The following is a 14,321-nucleotide window of genomic DNA, read 5'->3' as shown; positions in this document are numbered from 1 at the left end:
CTACTGGATTAATCCATAATTAATTACTTTTTGACAAAATTAGATCAAAAATCATGTCCGAATGTTTTATATGGTTACTCAAGTGGCTTTTGCTTAATGGTTAATCCAAGAGCGTATCTTGCCGAGGCAATAGCAACTTATGGTTTAGTGTTCTTTGGTCCTCTTTCAGTAATTTTGGCTATTGCATCCTTTGGTGAGGAACTGACAACAATCTCTGTCTTGTTTATCTCTCTAGGTCACGGTGGCGCAATAGCATTAATGGTCTACACCTTTGGTCATGTTTCTGGTGCTCACATCAATCCTGCGGTTACAATTCCAATGATAATTACAAGAAAAATTGGAATCGCAGATGGAGTTGGATATATCATTTCACAATTAATCGGTGCCATAACTGCTGCTGCAACATTAAAGGTAATCTTGCCCGAACTTGGTGCCAAAGTAAACTTTGCAACCCAAGGAGGTCCAAGTGATTTAATCAATAACAGCATTAGTTCTGGATTTTTAATTGAAGCAATACTGACATTCTTCCTAGTGACAGTAATTTTCATGGTTGCGGTTCACAAGAAAGCATCTCCTGGATGGCACGGATTTACAATTGGTGGTATGGTTTTCCTAATTCATCTAATTGCAGTACCTTTGACTGGCGCATCCGTAAATCCTGCAAGAACATTTGGTCCTGCACTAATTTCCGGATTCTGGGAATTCCATTGGTTGTATTGGGCAGCTCCAATCTTGGGGGGAATCATTGCAGGTTTAATCATGAACTATGTATTTGTCAAACCTGCTGAGAAAGAAGCATAATCCCAACATTTTTAAAAATTTAAAATTTATTTTTTATTATGACCTCTAATGATGAAATTACTCAAATGTTTGATACAGAATCAGAAAAACTCTATAATCTAATTAATAATGCAACAAAAATCAATTTGCCTATACACGAAATAATTGAAACATATTACCAAATAATTAATGTCTCCTCTATGATTACAATGCTTAAAGAGAAAATTAATTCTGGAAATGCGTCATTGTTGGATAAAATTCACGAAACTGAAAAACTGGTCTCTGAAAAATTCAATTCTGACATTCATCCAAAAATCATGGACTATCTTAAAATTTGTATTCAACAAGATACACAAAGTCTTCAATTAGGAAATAGAGAAAAATCAAAAGAAGAAACAGAATCAGAAGCAAAATTATTTGAAGAATTACGCCAAAAAATGAGCACAAAAGAATTTGTTGAACAATATGACCAAGGGCTTTTAAATGGTTGAACACCTTGCAAAGAACCTAGTTGAATTAAAAAAAGAATTTTCAAAAATGTATGATGGCGGAAGTCAAATTCAAGAGATAATCCCTAAATCAAAATCAGAATTATTCCCAATTGAAGATCATGATTTAAAATTATTGCATGAGTTTGCAACAAAGAATCCTATCTACTATGATTCCTTTGAGAAAACAATTGGTCAAACTGATTGTATTGTGTATGAAGGAGATATTAACAAATATTGGCTAAATAGCATTCAGCATTCCTCAAGCCGAGCTCCATTTTCCCCTACTTGGATAATGTCTGGCTATATTGGTGCATTATTTGCAAAGAAATTTGGGTACTCTGAAGTGATTGATATTGGATCTGGTGATGGAAGGATTGCATTCTGCGCTAAAGTCTTGGGTTTAGAATCATATAGCATAGAAATCGATGACGTGCTAGTCGAATTACAAAAACAATTGACTACAATACTTGATTTTCGTCCTTTTTGTGCTGATGCTGTCCATTTTGATTACCTTTCTTTGAATTTAACACATCCTATATTCTTCATTGGTGGCCTTGCACAGATGGGTGGGATTACTTTATCTTCTGGGGTTTTAGAAAAAATTTATTCCATCCCTAACTTGAGAAAAAATTCTGGTTGGGTTTTTGCTGGAACCCATTCTAAAAAATATACTCCAGATCCAAAAAACAAGGCTGGTTGGGGTACTCTGATTGAGAAAAATAATCTAAAGTATGTCCAAACAATTTCTTTGCCAACCGTCTGGACTTTTCATGAACCCGATGAAACTCCATACATTTTTGCAGTATCTAGATAATCGCAATCCAAATTAAGCGTAAACTCACAAAAATCTTTGGACTCGTTGCATAGCTTGGATAGTGCGATTGCTTGCGGAGCAATAGGTCGTCGGTTCGAATCCGATCGGGTCCGTTCAACATTCATCTTTTAATATTGGTTTAAAAATAAAATTTCAGATAGTTTGACAGATGACGAAGGTCCAAAATCAATTAAATTTGAAATTTTAGATAAAATTGCTGCCCTTATTGCAGCTGCCTTTGGATTGGTGGCAGCACTTGCATGGAATGATGCCATCAAAGCACTCTTCAAAGAAATCTTTGGAACTACTGATCAACTAGGTCCAATGATTGGATATGCTGTGGTCGTTACAGTAATTGCAGTTATTTTAACAATCTTTATTGCTCGTGCAGCTTCTAAAGCAAAATCAATCATTACCAGAACTTACAGTTGTTCTTTGTGTGATTTTAAATCAGAAGTTCAATCCGAATTTATGGAGCATGTTACAAAAAAACATGCTGCCAATGACGATAAATTCCTGTCAAAATAATTATTTTTCTATTTTTAAAGAATATCTCATACCTGGAAGCTTATTTCACATATGTGGTGTTTCAACAACCTTTCATCAGTAATGTGAAAAAATCTGGCCACATTGAATCCAATTCCGACCCAAAGTTAGGGATAAACGTAGAAAATATGGCTGTGAAATGACTATTGTATCTTGAAAATTACCTTCTAGTTGATTTTAATGGTATTTCCTACAACCTTTTTTGAAATTTTTATTTCCAGTCTGCCTTTTTGAAATTTTGCAATTGTTTTCTTGGAATCAATTCTTCCCGGTAACAAAATTGATTTTTTAAAATATTCGAACTTTGTAATCCTGCCTAATTTTTCTTCAGAATATTTTTCCTTGAGTTTAGCTTCTACATTAATGTAATTTCCATCAAAAGTAACTTTGATATCTTTTTTATTTACAAGCGGTAAATCAAACTCTAGCATCCAATGATTGTCAAACTCTCTTAGACATGAAAGTGGTGAGAGAATTTTATGTTCAACATCATCAAATATTGAATTCACTGTTGAAAGTGTTATTTTAAATTCATCATCATTTCTTTTCATTTTATTACCTGTAGATTTGTGGTGCCCTTGTCTGTTTTTCTTGCTGTTCCTGCAATGCACGAATTGTCTGTTCCATTAGATTTCTGTGCTGTATACGTAATTTGTCTATTCTAGATTGAATATCTTTTGTATCTACTTGAATATCTAAAATTTTCGCAAGTGTAACTATTGCAATAATTGATGCTTCGGGATCTGGAAAGAACGGATGGCACTCTGCATACAAAACAAGTACTGGAATCTTTGTTTTTCTAAACACTGAGATTATCGCAGCATCTGTTCCAAAGATTGAACCATCTAAAAATTTCATAATTTTGTTGTTGTAAAGTATGTTCTCTAATGATGGATGTGATGCTAAGCCATAAATTTTGGATGTGTCGTTTTGTTGATTTATCGTTTCCATACCGCTAATCATTATGATTTTTTTAATTACGTACTTCTTACAAAATTCATGAACTGCAAGTGCAAATCTCTCTGCTAAATATTGATTAAATGGAACATCCGAAATTATCACAAAAATATTTTTCTTACTATATGCTCTGATCGGACCAAGTATTTCTCCCCCTTCTACAAATAATGTTGATGGCAGTTCTGGTACTTCGATCTCTTCAATTTGGTTCATCTTTAGGTAATGAATAAGATATGATATTGAAAAAGTGCCTACAAGTCCATTACTAGGAAATCCTACAATCAATGTGTTTTCATTAGTATCTGGTTTTGTAATTTTCAAGTTATTGATTTTTACAAATCTTCTGATTAAAAGTCACGCCTAAATTTTCAAATGTGAGAATAAAAGAAATTGTGAATTAAAATTTTTAAAAGTTCTTTTTGTTATAATATGTCTATAATTTTCCTTGCAGTCTTATCAATATCTGCATTAGACTCTGCTGCAATGAACAATATTTTTTTTTCAAGAGGGATAGTCATTGTAACTACATTCTTCCTTCTAGCTGCAGCATATTCTACCTGACCTAAATTCTCGTCAAATTCTTGTCTAGTTCTAATTCTAAGAACTGCCTCCATAAACATTTTTTTTCGCTCATTTTCATTTTTGAGCGGAATTATTCCTGATTTGAAATCTCCTACTATTAGATTTCCCATATAGTCTAAGAACCCTGCAAATCTTATTTCAGGTAATTCTAATATTTTATGGCATCTTTGTTGATCTAAATCCTCTTCTGAATTCATATTTTCACCAAATCTAATTCATAATTAAATAGCATTCCCATTCTCATCTTTGATATTTTATTACTAATTGATATAACAAAAATAAATGTTCATTTTTGATGAAGAGGCAACCAAAAGTTCTTGTAAATATTCCTGTACACTTGGCATCTATCATTAAACAACCAATTTCAATTTCTCCTAATACTAGCATTCTTGATGCACGAGATATTTTCCTTCGATATAAAATTGGAAGGCTTGTGGTTGAATTAAATCAAAAACCCGTTGGAATCATTACTGAGAAAGACCTTTCAAGAAGTGTTTCTGTTTTCAATCAAAAACCAGTTTCAAAAATTCTAATTCGTGATATAATGACAAAAGATTTGATTACCCTACAACCTGAAGCGTCAATTTATGATTGCGCAAAACTTATGCAAAAACATGGAATAAGTTCAATTATAATTAAAACTTCTAAAGGTAAACTAGTTGGAGTGGTAACAAAAACTGATCTTGTATCTACATTTTTAATTCAAAGTACTGCATCACTACCAATATCAAAAATCATGACCAAAAAAGTAATCACCGTATCCCCTAATGATTCCATTTTTGAAGTTGAAAGCGTTCTGTTAAACAACCAAATTCATAGAGTAATAGTGACAAACAACAAAATTCCTGTAGGAATTATCACATATCGCGATTTTATACCTGCAAAGACTTTTGATTTACACAACGAGTTTACAGATCCTGAGGAAAGATCTGAAATATTCTGGAATGCCCATCTCAATGAACTTAACGTAAACAAACTTAGTTACTTGCTAACATTTTCTGCAAAAGACATTATGACCAAAAATCCTTTCTTTGTTTCTGCAGATGATGTGGTGTATACTGCAGCTATTATCATGATAAGACATGGAATTAGTGGTCTGCCAGTAATTCGTGGTAAAAAGATGGTTGGTATAATTACAAAAACCGATATTGTAAATATCCTAGCGTCAAAAGGAAACCCCAACTTTTAGAGTTTGATTTTCATATGTGGTAATTAACTAGAGTTATTTATAACTCGAATATTTTTTCTAATCGTTGAAATACGCAAAAGATTTCATGAATACTCCTAGAACTATAAAGTATGAATCTAATTTGGCAGATGTTTTAAAAAAAATAATCGATGAAAAGAAAAGTAGATTGTTAGTAACTCAAAATGGTAAAATCATTGGTTTGATATCTGAAAAGGATTTGGGGATTTTTCTTTTAACTGATACTACTGAACGAAAACTTGATGAGATCCCCTTATCAGAAATTATCAAAAAAATAATCAGTGTTGATGAAAAAACAGGAATGGATAAGTGTGCTCAATTAATGATGACAAATGAAATTGGTTCTTTGGTTGTTACTAGTAATGATGAGGTTGTTGGAATTTTGACAAAGACTGATCTTGTTAGGTATTTTACTAAATTAGATTCACAAAAAATTGTTGGTGAGTACATGTCTCCTTATTATGCATGGCAATACTATGATACTCCATTGTACAAAGTAGTACTGAAAATGGTTGATGAAAAAATCTCCAGAGTGATCCTTCGTGATCATGAAGAAACTCCTGTTGGAATTGTGACATTTAGAGATTTATTCAATTTGGCATTGACTTTAGGTGATAAAGAAGATGTGCTTGATAATACTGATCCTCTAATATCTGTAATATTTCCCAGAAAAGGTTTCATTTCTGAGTCTGGATTTGGGGGCAGCACACAAATTAATGAAATTATGACCAAAAATATTGTTTCTGTAAATTATGATGATGATTTGACCAAAGCAGCAAAATTGATTTTAGAGAAAAATATCAATGGTGTGGCAGTCCTATCTGTACACAGAAATATTATTGGGATCATCAGCAAAACAGACATTGTTAGGGCTTTGGCCTTTTTGTTATGATGAATAATTTCTCTCCAATCAAAATGTATCTCCCAAACGCTTAATTTTGTATCTATTGGAGAAATTCTATGATAAATCCAGAATTACTGAAACTACTTGAAACAAGTGATGTTCTAAATATGTTGGATGATTCTGTTTCCTACCAATTACAAAAAATTCAAAATGTTCAAAGAACAAACGAAGGCAGAGATTGGTATGATGAACTTCCTAAAATTGTTAAGGGAAAATTTGATAGTTACAAAGAAGACTATGAACACCTTTCTCAAATTCTAAAACTTGAATCAGAACAAATGAGGGTTGAAATGAATAAAGGTTACTACTTTTGGCGATTACTGCGTTCTGCATGTCACACATACAGAAATGATCTCATAGAATATGATCAACAACTGAGTCAGGAATTCCATCTACCGGAGACTGAAGCAATATCTGATAATGCTGTTCTAAATGACTGTATTGGGGTTTTAGACCAGCACGCAATTGAAAAATAACCTTGAATCCTTTTATGATGATGTGTTGATATAATGTCATGGAAATAAAATCAGAAAAATCCATTAAAGAATTTCTAAAGACACTACCTGATGATGATATAATCAAATATTATCTAGATGTAGAGTATAGCCCTTTTCCTGTATTGGTCATTGAAGAATATACAAGACGTTTCAAGCGTAAAACTAAAGATGAAATTCTCAAAGATCTAAAAACACAAGCACGCTTTGCTCATAAAAAAACCAGAGAATTTGGTAAGATAGCAAAAAAACACAAATTTGTAGACGATGTTACTAAACAAAAATCTGAAGAAATTTTCAAACAGGCAAAGAAAAAAGGATTTGAAATTAGTGAAAAACTGTCCTACAAAGGTGGTATTTTAGGTTCAAAATTAAAAAAAGGCACAACATCTGGAATCAAGAGCGGAATAAATGCGGGAAAGAATATAAAATCGTCCTCTGTTGATGAACTGGAATTATTGGAAAAATTGGGAGATTTACAAAAAGCAGGTATCATCACCAAAAAAGAATTTCTGGAAAAAAAGAAAAAAATACTTTCTAAAATCTAGAATTATGATTAGTTTGTAAATTATTTTTCCCTAAGTTTTGATATTGACTGCCTTGTTTGTGTAACTATTTTGGATCCTCTTTCATTTATCATGCAATATCTGAAAACAGTTTAGATTCTATTACATCTTTTACATCTCATGTTCATGACCGCATCTGAAACTGTTGTATGCTTTGGTAATACTATGAGAGTCTTATTGCCTATACTGAGGAACTCCTTCAATTCATTGATCTATACTTGACATCTTTGCAGACTTGGACAAAGGGGTGATCAATATCAGGATAAATGATACTTTCACTCTCAATTTCCAATTTATTTAATGTAGACTCAAATGCATTTAGTCTCACTTATGATGCCTTTGCAAATCCTTCGGTGAATTGCATGCTCCTGCTGAATCAAGATGTCTGGAGTAAAAATATTGTATCTTTTGAATAAATTTGAAATAAATCTGTCCTCTTTATGAATTTCTTAAATATTATTACGTTGTAATTCGGTAATGAGCAGACAAGATTTCAATTCTAATTCCATCACGGTTCAAGATATTATGACTAGAACAATGATTACGGTAAATTCTGCAACCACTGCACAACAAATTGCAAAAATGATGCAACAAGGAGGAATTGGTGCAATATTTGTAAAAGAAAATGACAATCCTGTAGGAATTGTAACTGATAGAGATTTTGCAACAAAAATTGCAGCAAATGGTCTGTCCCTTGACACTCCAGCTAAAAAAATAATGTCTTCCCCACTGATCACAATTAATCATAACGAACCCTTGTCTGCAGCTGCAGAAAGAATGACGAGTAAAAAAATTAGAAAACTTGCAGTTACCGATAACGGCAAAATAGTTGGTATAGTTACATCGACTGATTTGGTTACACAACTGGCAAAATAATTAAAACGTCTTGGTCTTTCTAAGAAATACTGTGATTGATGTCATATAACATGCAGTTGCAATTATTTCCGAAATAACAGATGCTATATACGGTTCAATCCCTAGTTCGAGGAAATAGTATAGTGTTGGCCATCTTATTCCAAGATATATTATCTCGCCTAGTCCAAATGATGTGATTAATGCAAATAATTCTTTTTTAATTAAATTTGATTCCATTCCTCTATACCTTTCAATGTTGTTCCAGTAAAACAAACTAGAAAAAATTCCAAAGTATATGATATATCCTATGACTATGGTGATTGTGGTGTTTAGATAATTGTCATAATCTGATAACAACTGAGATACAACTGCTGAAAGTGATGCAGAAACAACAAAACAAATTATGAAACTCCTGTTAATTTGGAGTAATTGCTGATTTAGTTTCACAAAAATTTTATGTAATAACTAATATTTTGTGTTAACTCTTACTCAAATTATGAATAGATGTGAATGGGCAAAAGATGAACCCAATATTACTTATCATGATAAGGAATGGGGAAAACCCCAACATGATGATCAGAAATTATTTGAGTTTCTGATATTGGAAGGAGCACAAGCTGGTCTATCTTGGACTACTATTCTCAAGCGTAGGGATGGCTATAGAAAGGCGTTTTCAGATTTTAATGCTCTCAAAGTTTCAAGATATGACAAAAAACACATCGAGAAACTACTCAGAGATGAGTCCATAATACGAAATAAACTCAAAATTAATTCTGCCATTAATAATGCAAAACAGTTTCTCAAGATTCAGATAGAATTTGGCTCCTTTGACAATTATCTGTGGGGTTTTGTAAATCATACGCCAATTAAAAATAGCTTTAAAAAATCATCCGAATTACCCTCATCAACTTCTCTTTCCAAGAAAATAAGTTTGGATATGAAAAAGCATGGATTTACGTTTGTTGGGCCGACAATTTGTTATGCTTTGATGCAGGCTGTAGGAATGGTTAATGATCATACAATGGATTGTTATTTATTTGAAAAATAATTTTCTAAATTTAATTTTTATTATTGCATTTTTTTAATTGCGTCTGAATATGCATTTATTGGAACTATCTTTACAGTACTAACTGATGAAATACCAACTTCAATACATAACTTTTCAATATCATGTGAATTGTCCGCATCCAAAATAATTATCCATTCATGTTCCAAAACTGACATGTAAAACCCAATAATTTTTGATATTTTAAATTTCTCAGAGTTTTCTTCTATTTTTTTCTGAACTTGAACGAACATTTTTCTGCTTGACTCGTTATTCATGGGACATGATTCAGGACTGTGAACTGCGAAAACTCCAAACAACATGACTGGACTAATTCTTTCTTATATTTAACTCTGATTTTTTGTTGTTCATTTTTTAGATTCTCAATTATATTCATCTTTTACAATCATTGATTATGTTGGGTGGAAAATTTTCATCTTTTTCAAAGACTGCGGGTCCTGGAATTTTGTTTGCATGTACTGCAATTGGTGTGTCTCATTTGGTGCAATCTACAAGGGCTGGCGCTGATTTTGGCCTAATGATGTTGGGATTTGTTGTATTGGTGATGTTAATGAAGTATCCTTTCTTTGAATATGGTTCTCGTTATGCAAATTCCACTCAAACTAGTATAATTGATGGCTACAAGAAACTTGGTAAACCTGCTTTGCTGTTATACTTTCTACTGACTATATCATCAATGTTTTTTGTTACTGGTGCTGTAGGATTTGTAACCGCTGGATTTTTTGAGAATCTGTTTGATGTTGATTTTATTGGAGAATGGACTGTAGTAATTTTATTTGCAGTATGTGTTGGAATATTGGCCGTTGGAAAATACCATGTTCTTGATAGTTTGATTAAAATGATTGTAATTGTTTTGCTCATATCTACTCTTTCTGCATTCTTCTTTGCATTGTATCATGGTCCAACAGAACAAATACCTGGATTTGAACCAAAAGAACTATGGGATGTTGCTGGAATTTTCTTCTTACTTGCATTGATGGGATGGATGCCTACTGCAGTAGATCTTTCAAGCTGGAATAGTCTATGGACATTAGAAAGAATGAAACAAACAAACTATAAACCAAAATTAAAAGAAACTTTACTTGAATTTCGATTAGCATATCTGATTACTGGAATTCTTGCAGTGATGTTTATTGTTCTTGGAACTTTTATTTTCTACGGATCCGGTGAGGAACTGCCAAACAACAATTCTGATTTTGCAAACAAAGTTGTAACACTATACACTGAAACTATTGGTGACTGGAGTTATATCATAATTGCATCTTCTGCATTTACTGTAATGTTTGGTACAATCATTGCAGTGTTTGATGGATATTCAAGGTCGTTGCAGAGAACGGTGGAATTAATTTTTACAAAAAAAGAGAATACAATACGTACAAAATTTCGTACATTTTATGTGCTTTTCTTAGTCGTGATATCTGTTGGTTCACTTGTAGTGATATTTCAATTTGGAAATAATCTCAAAGAATTGGTTGATTTTGCAACCGTACTGTCTTTTGTAATTGCCCCGATAATTGCAATTTTTAATTTTAGATTAGTTACAGGAAAATATCTTGAGAAAGAACAACAACCATCCATTTTTTTAAAAATTCTAAGTTTTACAGGGATTATTTTCCTGAGTGGGTTTGCAGTGTTTTTTGTATTTATGAAATTCTTACAATGATTATGAAAAAACTTCTCACAATTTCTATATCTATGATCTTGTGTGTCATCTCTCCATTATCTACTTGGTATTCAATTCCAGAATGGGTTAAAAACAATACAGATTAGTGCCTCTGGAGGAACATTTTTCACATTTATCTCTCCTAAACCTCTAGTTTTAGTAAGTTTTTTAACACAAACAAATAATCTAGAATTATACATCATGAAACTTTCTCCTAAAATGAAAAAAGCACTTGATGATCAAGTCACCCTTGAGGCTTCCGCATCAAACAGTTATCTTGCCATGGCGTCTTGGTGTGAAGTAACAGGATATCAGGGTGCAGCAAATTATTTCTATGCACAATCTGATGAGGAGAGAACTCATATGCTCAAATTAGTTCATTTTCTTAATGCTTTAGGTGCTGTTGCAACAATCCCTGCAATCAAAGCTCCGGTTAGTTCCTACAAATCCCTTGAAGGATTAATCAAAAGCGCACTGAAAAATGAGCAAATAGTTACTGCCGCAATTCACAAAATGGTTGAGATTGCACAAAAGGAAAAAGACCATTCCACATATGCATTTCTAGAATGGTTTGTAAATGAACAAGTTCAAGAAGAAACAAAGTTTGAAACAATCCTGCAAAAGTTTGATCTTTTAGGAAGAGACAAGTTAGGAATTAATGAAATTGATAAATATCTTGCAACACAAGCAGCAAAACCACAAACTGATCCTACAGCATAAATTTTCTAAAATAATTAATATCTCTTTATCTCAAATCAATCTATGACAGTTATAGTTACTAGAAAACCAGGTGGAATCACACAACTATTCAATACTGAAACTGGCAGAGTTACTTACAAATGTAAAGCAGAATGTGCGTACATGCTAATTGAGGCGTTTGGTGGAATAGTGCAATTTAATCAAAAAGGCGCAATGGCAACAGTTACAGGTCATATAACGTCTCTAGAATCCTGTGATGTTCTCAAAAAAGGACATCCAAATTATCATGATGCATTAAACTCAATCATTTCCGCACACAAAGAGTTTGCACAAAACATCTCTGATTCACATCAAAAAGAAATCAAAGAACTTGAAAACAAATTAGTAAATCTCTAATTTTGAAATTTTCCGCACTTGCATCCTCTAACTAGACATTTGCCATTTCCATCTTCGTGTATGGCATTGTCATGATAACATCCTGATTTTTTGTTATTGCAATTCATGTTGATTTTTAATGTTTTAATGGATTACCTTGTATTGTCTAACCATAAATCATGCAATGCTCACATTCACAAATTTCCTGTTCTTTTGATTTTTTTAGACATTTTTTGTGCTGTCCTGCTTGACACTGAACACAAACCTCTTCAATATTTTCAACTGTTGTGTATTTTTTAGATTGGTCAAATCCAAATCCTCCATCTTGCGGTCCTACCATGCTATTATGTGAGCGATGTCCTATTTCTACTTCACTAATTGATTGCAGATTTTATTGCATCATGTAATTCCATTTTATGTGTTTCAATAATTCCTCTAATCTCAAAAGTATCCACATAACCTCCAGCCGATGCCCGAGTTGCCTTTAATAAATAACGTAACGCCCCTTCCTCAATTTTTCCAATATAATATCCATAAAGAAAACTAAATTCATCACTACACTTCCAAATTTGTTTGATATTTGGAAATGTTTGTTTGATTTCAGTCGGTATTTCCAAAATTCTTCTTTTAATATATTCATCTAATGATTTTCTAATTGATGATTCATGAAACAATTCTAAAATAATTTGATAATGCTTGCTTTTTAGTCCTTTTCCTTGTTTTCTGATTTTTCCTTATCTGGATTATCCCACATATGCATGGTTCCTCTAATCATAAAAGAGCCCACAATAATTGCTACTAATCCTCCAACAATGAATAGAAAAAATTTTCCAACATCTTTGATGCTTGTCAATGTTGTTATTTTGCTTGCAGTTTAATTAAATTGTCTCAATAAAATTCAATTAGATTCAATAGTGAGTTCAAAAATTTCTATAATGTGTCTAAAATTAAGCAGATAGTTGCTTGGGTTGCAATTATTGGAGGAGGAATTTCATTTTTCTTCTTTTCTCAGTATATGGCAGAAGTCATGAGGTAATTGCAAAATACCTTATAGCAATCTACTTAAATTATTCTTATGATTACTCCTAAAATCAAGGAATTTTTAGATCTGCAAAAGCTTGGATATGTTGCAACTGTCAATTCTGATGGATCACCTAACCTTTCTCCAAAGGGCACCATAATTGGATGGACTGAGAATACATTGGCATTTGCTAACATTCGCTCGCCTGACACCATAAAAAATCTACAATCCAATCCCAATATTGAGATTAACGTAATTGATCCTCTTTTACGAAAGGGATACTTGTTTAGGGGTAAGGCTAAAATCCTTCAAAAAAATCTTGAATTTGAGAAAATTTTCAATCATTATAGAAAAAATGGTGTCAAGAGTCCAATTAATTCAATCGTGCTAGTTGATGTTACATCTGTCTCTGAGGTGACATCTCCTCTTTATGATATGGGCATGTCTGAGCAAGAAATTAAATCAAAATGGAAAAAACATTTTGAGAGTCTATGATTCTTCTAGTTTTTTAGATAATGTCTTGATTTCATCAAGCTCTTTTTTTGTCACTTGGTGTTCTTCTCTTTCCTTTTCCAAAAGCAGTTGAACTGTTTCTAATTCTTTTTCAGTCATACTTAGTTTTGATTTTAATGACCCGACCACTGCGCTTGCAGCTTCGATAATTCCTGCAGAACTTTTCTCATTTGATTTTTCACCTGTAATGAATTGTTTTTCTTTAGGAGTGAGTACGTCTATGTCTTGAAACTGATCTTTTCTGTTTAATTCTTCTTTTGCATTATAAAGTCTTGAGTTTGCTTCATCAAGCTCTTTTTGAGTGTCTATTTGCTGTTTTCTAATGTTATGTAAATCTGATTTGCTCTGCTCAATTTCTTCTTTTAACTCCTTTTGTTTTTCTGTAAATTCTTCTAGTTCTCGCTTTAACTTTGCTAAATTCTCTTCTGTTTGTTTGAACTCTTCAATTGATTTTGAATCTTTAATTTTCTCCGCATTTTTGATTCTTGCTTCCATCTCTTTGCATTCCCTTTGAATAATGTCATGCTCCATTTTTTTTTGATTGAGCTCTTTTTTGACTAGCATTAAATTGCCAACTGTGGCGTCGTACTCTTCTTTTACTGATTTAATTTTCTGGGTAATTTCGTCTAGTTGACCTTGTTTTGCTCTAAATTCTTCTTGCAGTTTTTCAACTTCTGCTTCAAGTTCTTCTTTTAGCACATACTCTTCGCTATTTTGAGATACTGTCTCTGCTTCTTCTTTTTTCTTACCAAAAAGTCCCATTGTTATTATGTCATTTTTTCCAAAAG

General features: G+C 32.5%; 24 protein-coding genes and 1 tRNA gene. 15 read left to right on the top strand and 10 right to left on the bottom strand.

All coding sequences use genetic code 11. From position 1 onward, the window contains the following. Positions 1–96: 96 nt before the first annotated feature. The 5 genes from OO712_RS07355 to OO712_RS07335 all read left to right on the top strand — a co-directional run bounded on the left by OO712_RS07355 (position 97) and on the right by OO712_RS07335 (position 2,613). Positions 97–801: an MIP/aquaporin family protein gene (locus OO712_RS07355; RefSeq protein WP_109876186.1), complete on the top strand. Its 705-nt coding sequence runs from the start codon at positions 97–99 to the stop codon at positions 799–801. Between the two features lie 38 nt (positions 802–839). Then, positions 840–1,271, top strand: a complete 432-nt coding sequence (locus OO712_RS07350) for a hypothetical protein (protein ID WP_109876185.1) — start codon at positions 840–842, stop codon at positions 1,269–1,271. Next, a complete protein-coding gene (locus OO712_RS07345) occupies positions 1,264–2,085 on the top strand; it encodes a class I SAM-dependent methyltransferase (protein ID WP_109876184.1) in 822 nt (273 codons plus the stop codon). The genes OO712_RS07350 and OO712_RS07345 overlap by 8 nt, the downstream gene beginning before the upstream one ends. A gap of 38 nt (positions 2,086–2,123) precedes the next feature. Further along, a tRNA-Arg gene (locus tag OO712_RS07340) sits at positions 2,124–2,198 on the top strand. Positions 2,199–2,247: 49 nt separating this feature from the next. Next, a complete protein-coding gene (locus OO712_RS07335) occupies positions 2,248–2,613 on the top strand; it encodes a DUF5654 family protein (protein ID WP_109876183.1) in 366 nt (121 codons plus the stop codon). A 185-nt stretch (positions 2,614–2,798) separates the two neighbouring features. Here the strand turns inward: OO712_RS07335 and OO712_RS07330 are convergent, their stop codons facing one another. The 3 genes from OO712_RS07330 to OO712_RS07320 form a co-directional block, all read right to left on the bottom strand. Continuing rightward, positions 2,799–3,182 (bottom strand): Hsp20/alpha crystallin family protein, encoded by a 384-nt coding sequence (locus tag OO712_RS07330; protein WP_109876182.1) that lies wholly within the window; start codon positions 3,180–3,182, stop codon positions 2,799–2,801. Positions 3,183–3,186: 4 nt separating this feature from the next. Then, positions 3,187–3,903, bottom strand: coding sequence for a proteasome assembly chaperone family protein (locus OO712_RS07325; protein WP_109876273.1), 717 nt, complete (start codon positions 3,901–3,903; stop codon positions 3,187–3,189). Between the two features lie 107 nt (positions 3,904–4,010). After that, positions 4,011–4,367 (bottom strand): DUF6659 family protein, encoded by a 357-nt coding sequence (locus OO712_RS07320; RefSeq protein WP_109876181.1) that lies wholly within the window; start codon positions 4,365–4,367, stop codon positions 4,011–4,013. 98 nt (positions 4,368–4,465) lie between these two features. Here OO712_RS07320 and OO712_RS07315 point away from each other — a divergent pair, with 98 nt between their 5' ends. From OO712_RS07315 to OO712_RS07295, 5 genes are all read left to right on the top strand, one after another. Next, complete coding sequence (locus OO712_RS07315; protein ID WP_109876180.1) at positions 4,466–5,359, top strand: CBS domain-containing protein; 894 nt, start codon at positions 4,466–4,468, stop codon at positions 5,357–5,359. A 64-nt stretch (positions 5,360–5,423) separates the two neighbouring features. Continuing rightward, positions 5,424–6,269: a CBS domain-containing protein gene (locus tag OO712_RS07310; protein WP_109876179.1), complete on the top strand. Its 846-nt coding sequence runs from the start codon at positions 5,424–5,426 to the stop codon at positions 6,267–6,269. A 68-nt stretch (positions 6,270–6,337) separates the two neighbouring features. Further along, positions 6,338–6,757, top strand: coding sequence for a hypothetical protein (locus OO712_RS07305; RefSeq protein ID WP_225866807.1), 420 nt, complete (start codon positions 6,338–6,340; stop codon positions 6,755–6,757). A gap of 38 nt (positions 6,758–6,795) precedes the next feature. Beyond that, complete coding sequence (locus tag OO712_RS07300) at positions 6,796–7,323, top strand: hypothetical protein (RefSeq protein ID WP_109876178.1); 528 nt, start codon at positions 6,796–6,798, stop codon at positions 7,321–7,323. 495 nt (positions 7,324–7,818) lie between these two features. Continuing rightward, entirely contained in the window at positions 7,819–8,217 is a 399-nt protein-coding gene (locus OO712_RS07295; RefSeq protein ID WP_109876177.1) for a CBS domain-containing protein, read from the top strand. On the opposite strand, the gene OO712_RS07290 is transcribed toward OO712_RS07295, so the two are convergent. Beyond that, complete coding sequence (locus tag OO712_RS07290; RefSeq protein WP_109876176.1) at positions 8,218–8,643, bottom strand: hypothetical protein; 426 nt, start codon at positions 8,641–8,643, stop codon at positions 8,218–8,220. It abuts the gene before it with no gap. A 49-nt stretch (positions 8,644–8,692) separates the two neighbouring features. Here OO712_RS07290 and OO712_RS07285 point away from each other — a divergent pair, with 49 nt between their 5' ends. Then, a complete protein-coding gene (locus tag OO712_RS07285) occupies positions 8,693–9,244 on the top strand; it encodes a DNA-3-methyladenine glycosylase I (RefSeq protein WP_109876175.1) in 552 nt (183 codons plus the stop codon). Between the two features lie 20 nt (positions 9,245–9,264). On the opposite strand, the gene OO712_RS07280 is transcribed toward OO712_RS07285, so the two are convergent. Continuing rightward, positions 9,265–9,564 carry a hypothetical protein gene (locus OO712_RS07280; protein WP_109876174.1) on the bottom strand — a complete coding sequence of 100 codons (300 nt, stop codon included), beginning with the start codon at positions 9,562–9,564 and terminating at the stop codon, positions 9,265–9,267. A gap of 92 nt (positions 9,565–9,656) precedes the next feature. On the opposite strand from OO712_RS07280, the gene OO712_RS07275 reads away from it, so the two are divergent. Continuing rightward, entirely contained in the window at positions 9,657–10,925 is a 1,269-nt protein-coding gene (locus OO712_RS07275; RefSeq protein WP_200829025.1) for an NRAMP family divalent metal transporter, read from the top strand. A gap of 71 nt (positions 10,926–10,996) precedes the next feature. Here OO712_RS07275 and OO712_RS07270 read toward each other — a convergent pair whose 3' ends face one another. Further along, a complete protein-coding gene (locus OO712_RS07270) occupies positions 10,997–11,128 on the bottom strand; it encodes a hypothetical protein (RefSeq protein WP_263970049.1) in 132 nt (43 codons plus the stop codon). Here OO712_RS07270 and OO712_RS07265 point away from each other — a divergent pair. Together OO712_RS07265 and OO712_RS07260 are read left to right on the top strand one after the other, a co-directional pair. Further along, positions 11,127–11,645, top strand: a complete 519-nt coding sequence (locus OO712_RS07265; protein ID WP_109876271.1) for a ferritin — start codon at positions 11,127–11,129, stop codon at positions 11,643–11,645. The genes OO712_RS07270 and OO712_RS07265 overlap by 2 nt on opposite strands. 42 nt (positions 11,646–11,687) lie before the next feature. Further along, on the top strand, positions 11,688–12,020 hold the full coding sequence (locus tag OO712_RS07260) for a hypothetical protein (protein ID WP_109876172.1): 333 nt from the start codon (positions 11,688–11,690) through the stop codon (positions 12,018–12,020). Between the two features lie 145 nt (positions 12,021–12,165). Here OO712_RS07260 and OO712_RS07255 read toward each other — a convergent pair whose 3' ends face one another. The 3 genes from OO712_RS07255 to OO712_RS07245 are packed head-to-tail and all read right to left on the bottom strand — an operon-like array spanning position 12,166 to position 12,852. Further along, positions 12,166–12,339, bottom strand: coding sequence for a hypothetical protein (locus OO712_RS07255; RefSeq protein WP_200829024.1), 174 nt, complete (start codon positions 12,337–12,339; stop codon positions 12,166–12,168). 34 nt (positions 12,340–12,373) lie between these two features. Beyond that, a complete protein-coding gene (locus tag OO712_RS07250; protein WP_109876171.1) occupies positions 12,374–12,673 on the bottom strand; it encodes a hypothetical protein in 300 nt (99 codons plus the stop codon). 29 nt (positions 12,674–12,702) lie between these two features. Next, on the bottom strand, positions 12,703–12,852 hold the full coding sequence (locus OO712_RS07245) for a hypothetical protein (protein ID WP_200829023.1): 150 nt from the start codon (positions 12,850–12,852) through the stop codon (positions 12,703–12,705). 222 nt (positions 12,853–13,074) lie between these two features. On the opposite strand from OO712_RS07245, the gene OO712_RS07240 reads away from it, so the two are divergent. Next, a complete protein-coding gene (locus OO712_RS07240; protein ID WP_109876170.1) occupies positions 13,075–13,515 on the top strand; it encodes a pyridoxamine 5'-phosphate oxidase family protein in 441 nt (146 codons plus the stop codon). On the opposite strand, the gene OO712_RS07235 is transcribed toward OO712_RS07240, so the two are convergent. Beyond that, positions 13,510–14,295: a coiled-coil domain-containing protein gene (locus tag OO712_RS07235; RefSeq protein ID WP_109876169.1), complete on the bottom strand. Its 786-nt coding sequence runs from the start codon at positions 14,293–14,295 to the stop codon at positions 13,510–13,512. The two genes, OO712_RS07240 and OO712_RS07235, sit on opposite strands and share 6 nt — an antisense overlap. Between the last annotated feature and the right edge of the window lie 26 nt (positions 14,296–14,321).

It is taken from the genome of Nitrosopumilus zosterae (genome assembly GCF_025998175.1).
Lineage (GTDB): Archaea > Thermoproteota > Nitrososphaeria > Nitrososphaerales > Nitrosopumilaceae > Nitrosopumilus > Nitrosopumilus zosterae.
Note: the sequence above shows the minus strand (reverse complement) of the source record. Positions and strands in the feature narration are given on the sequence as shown.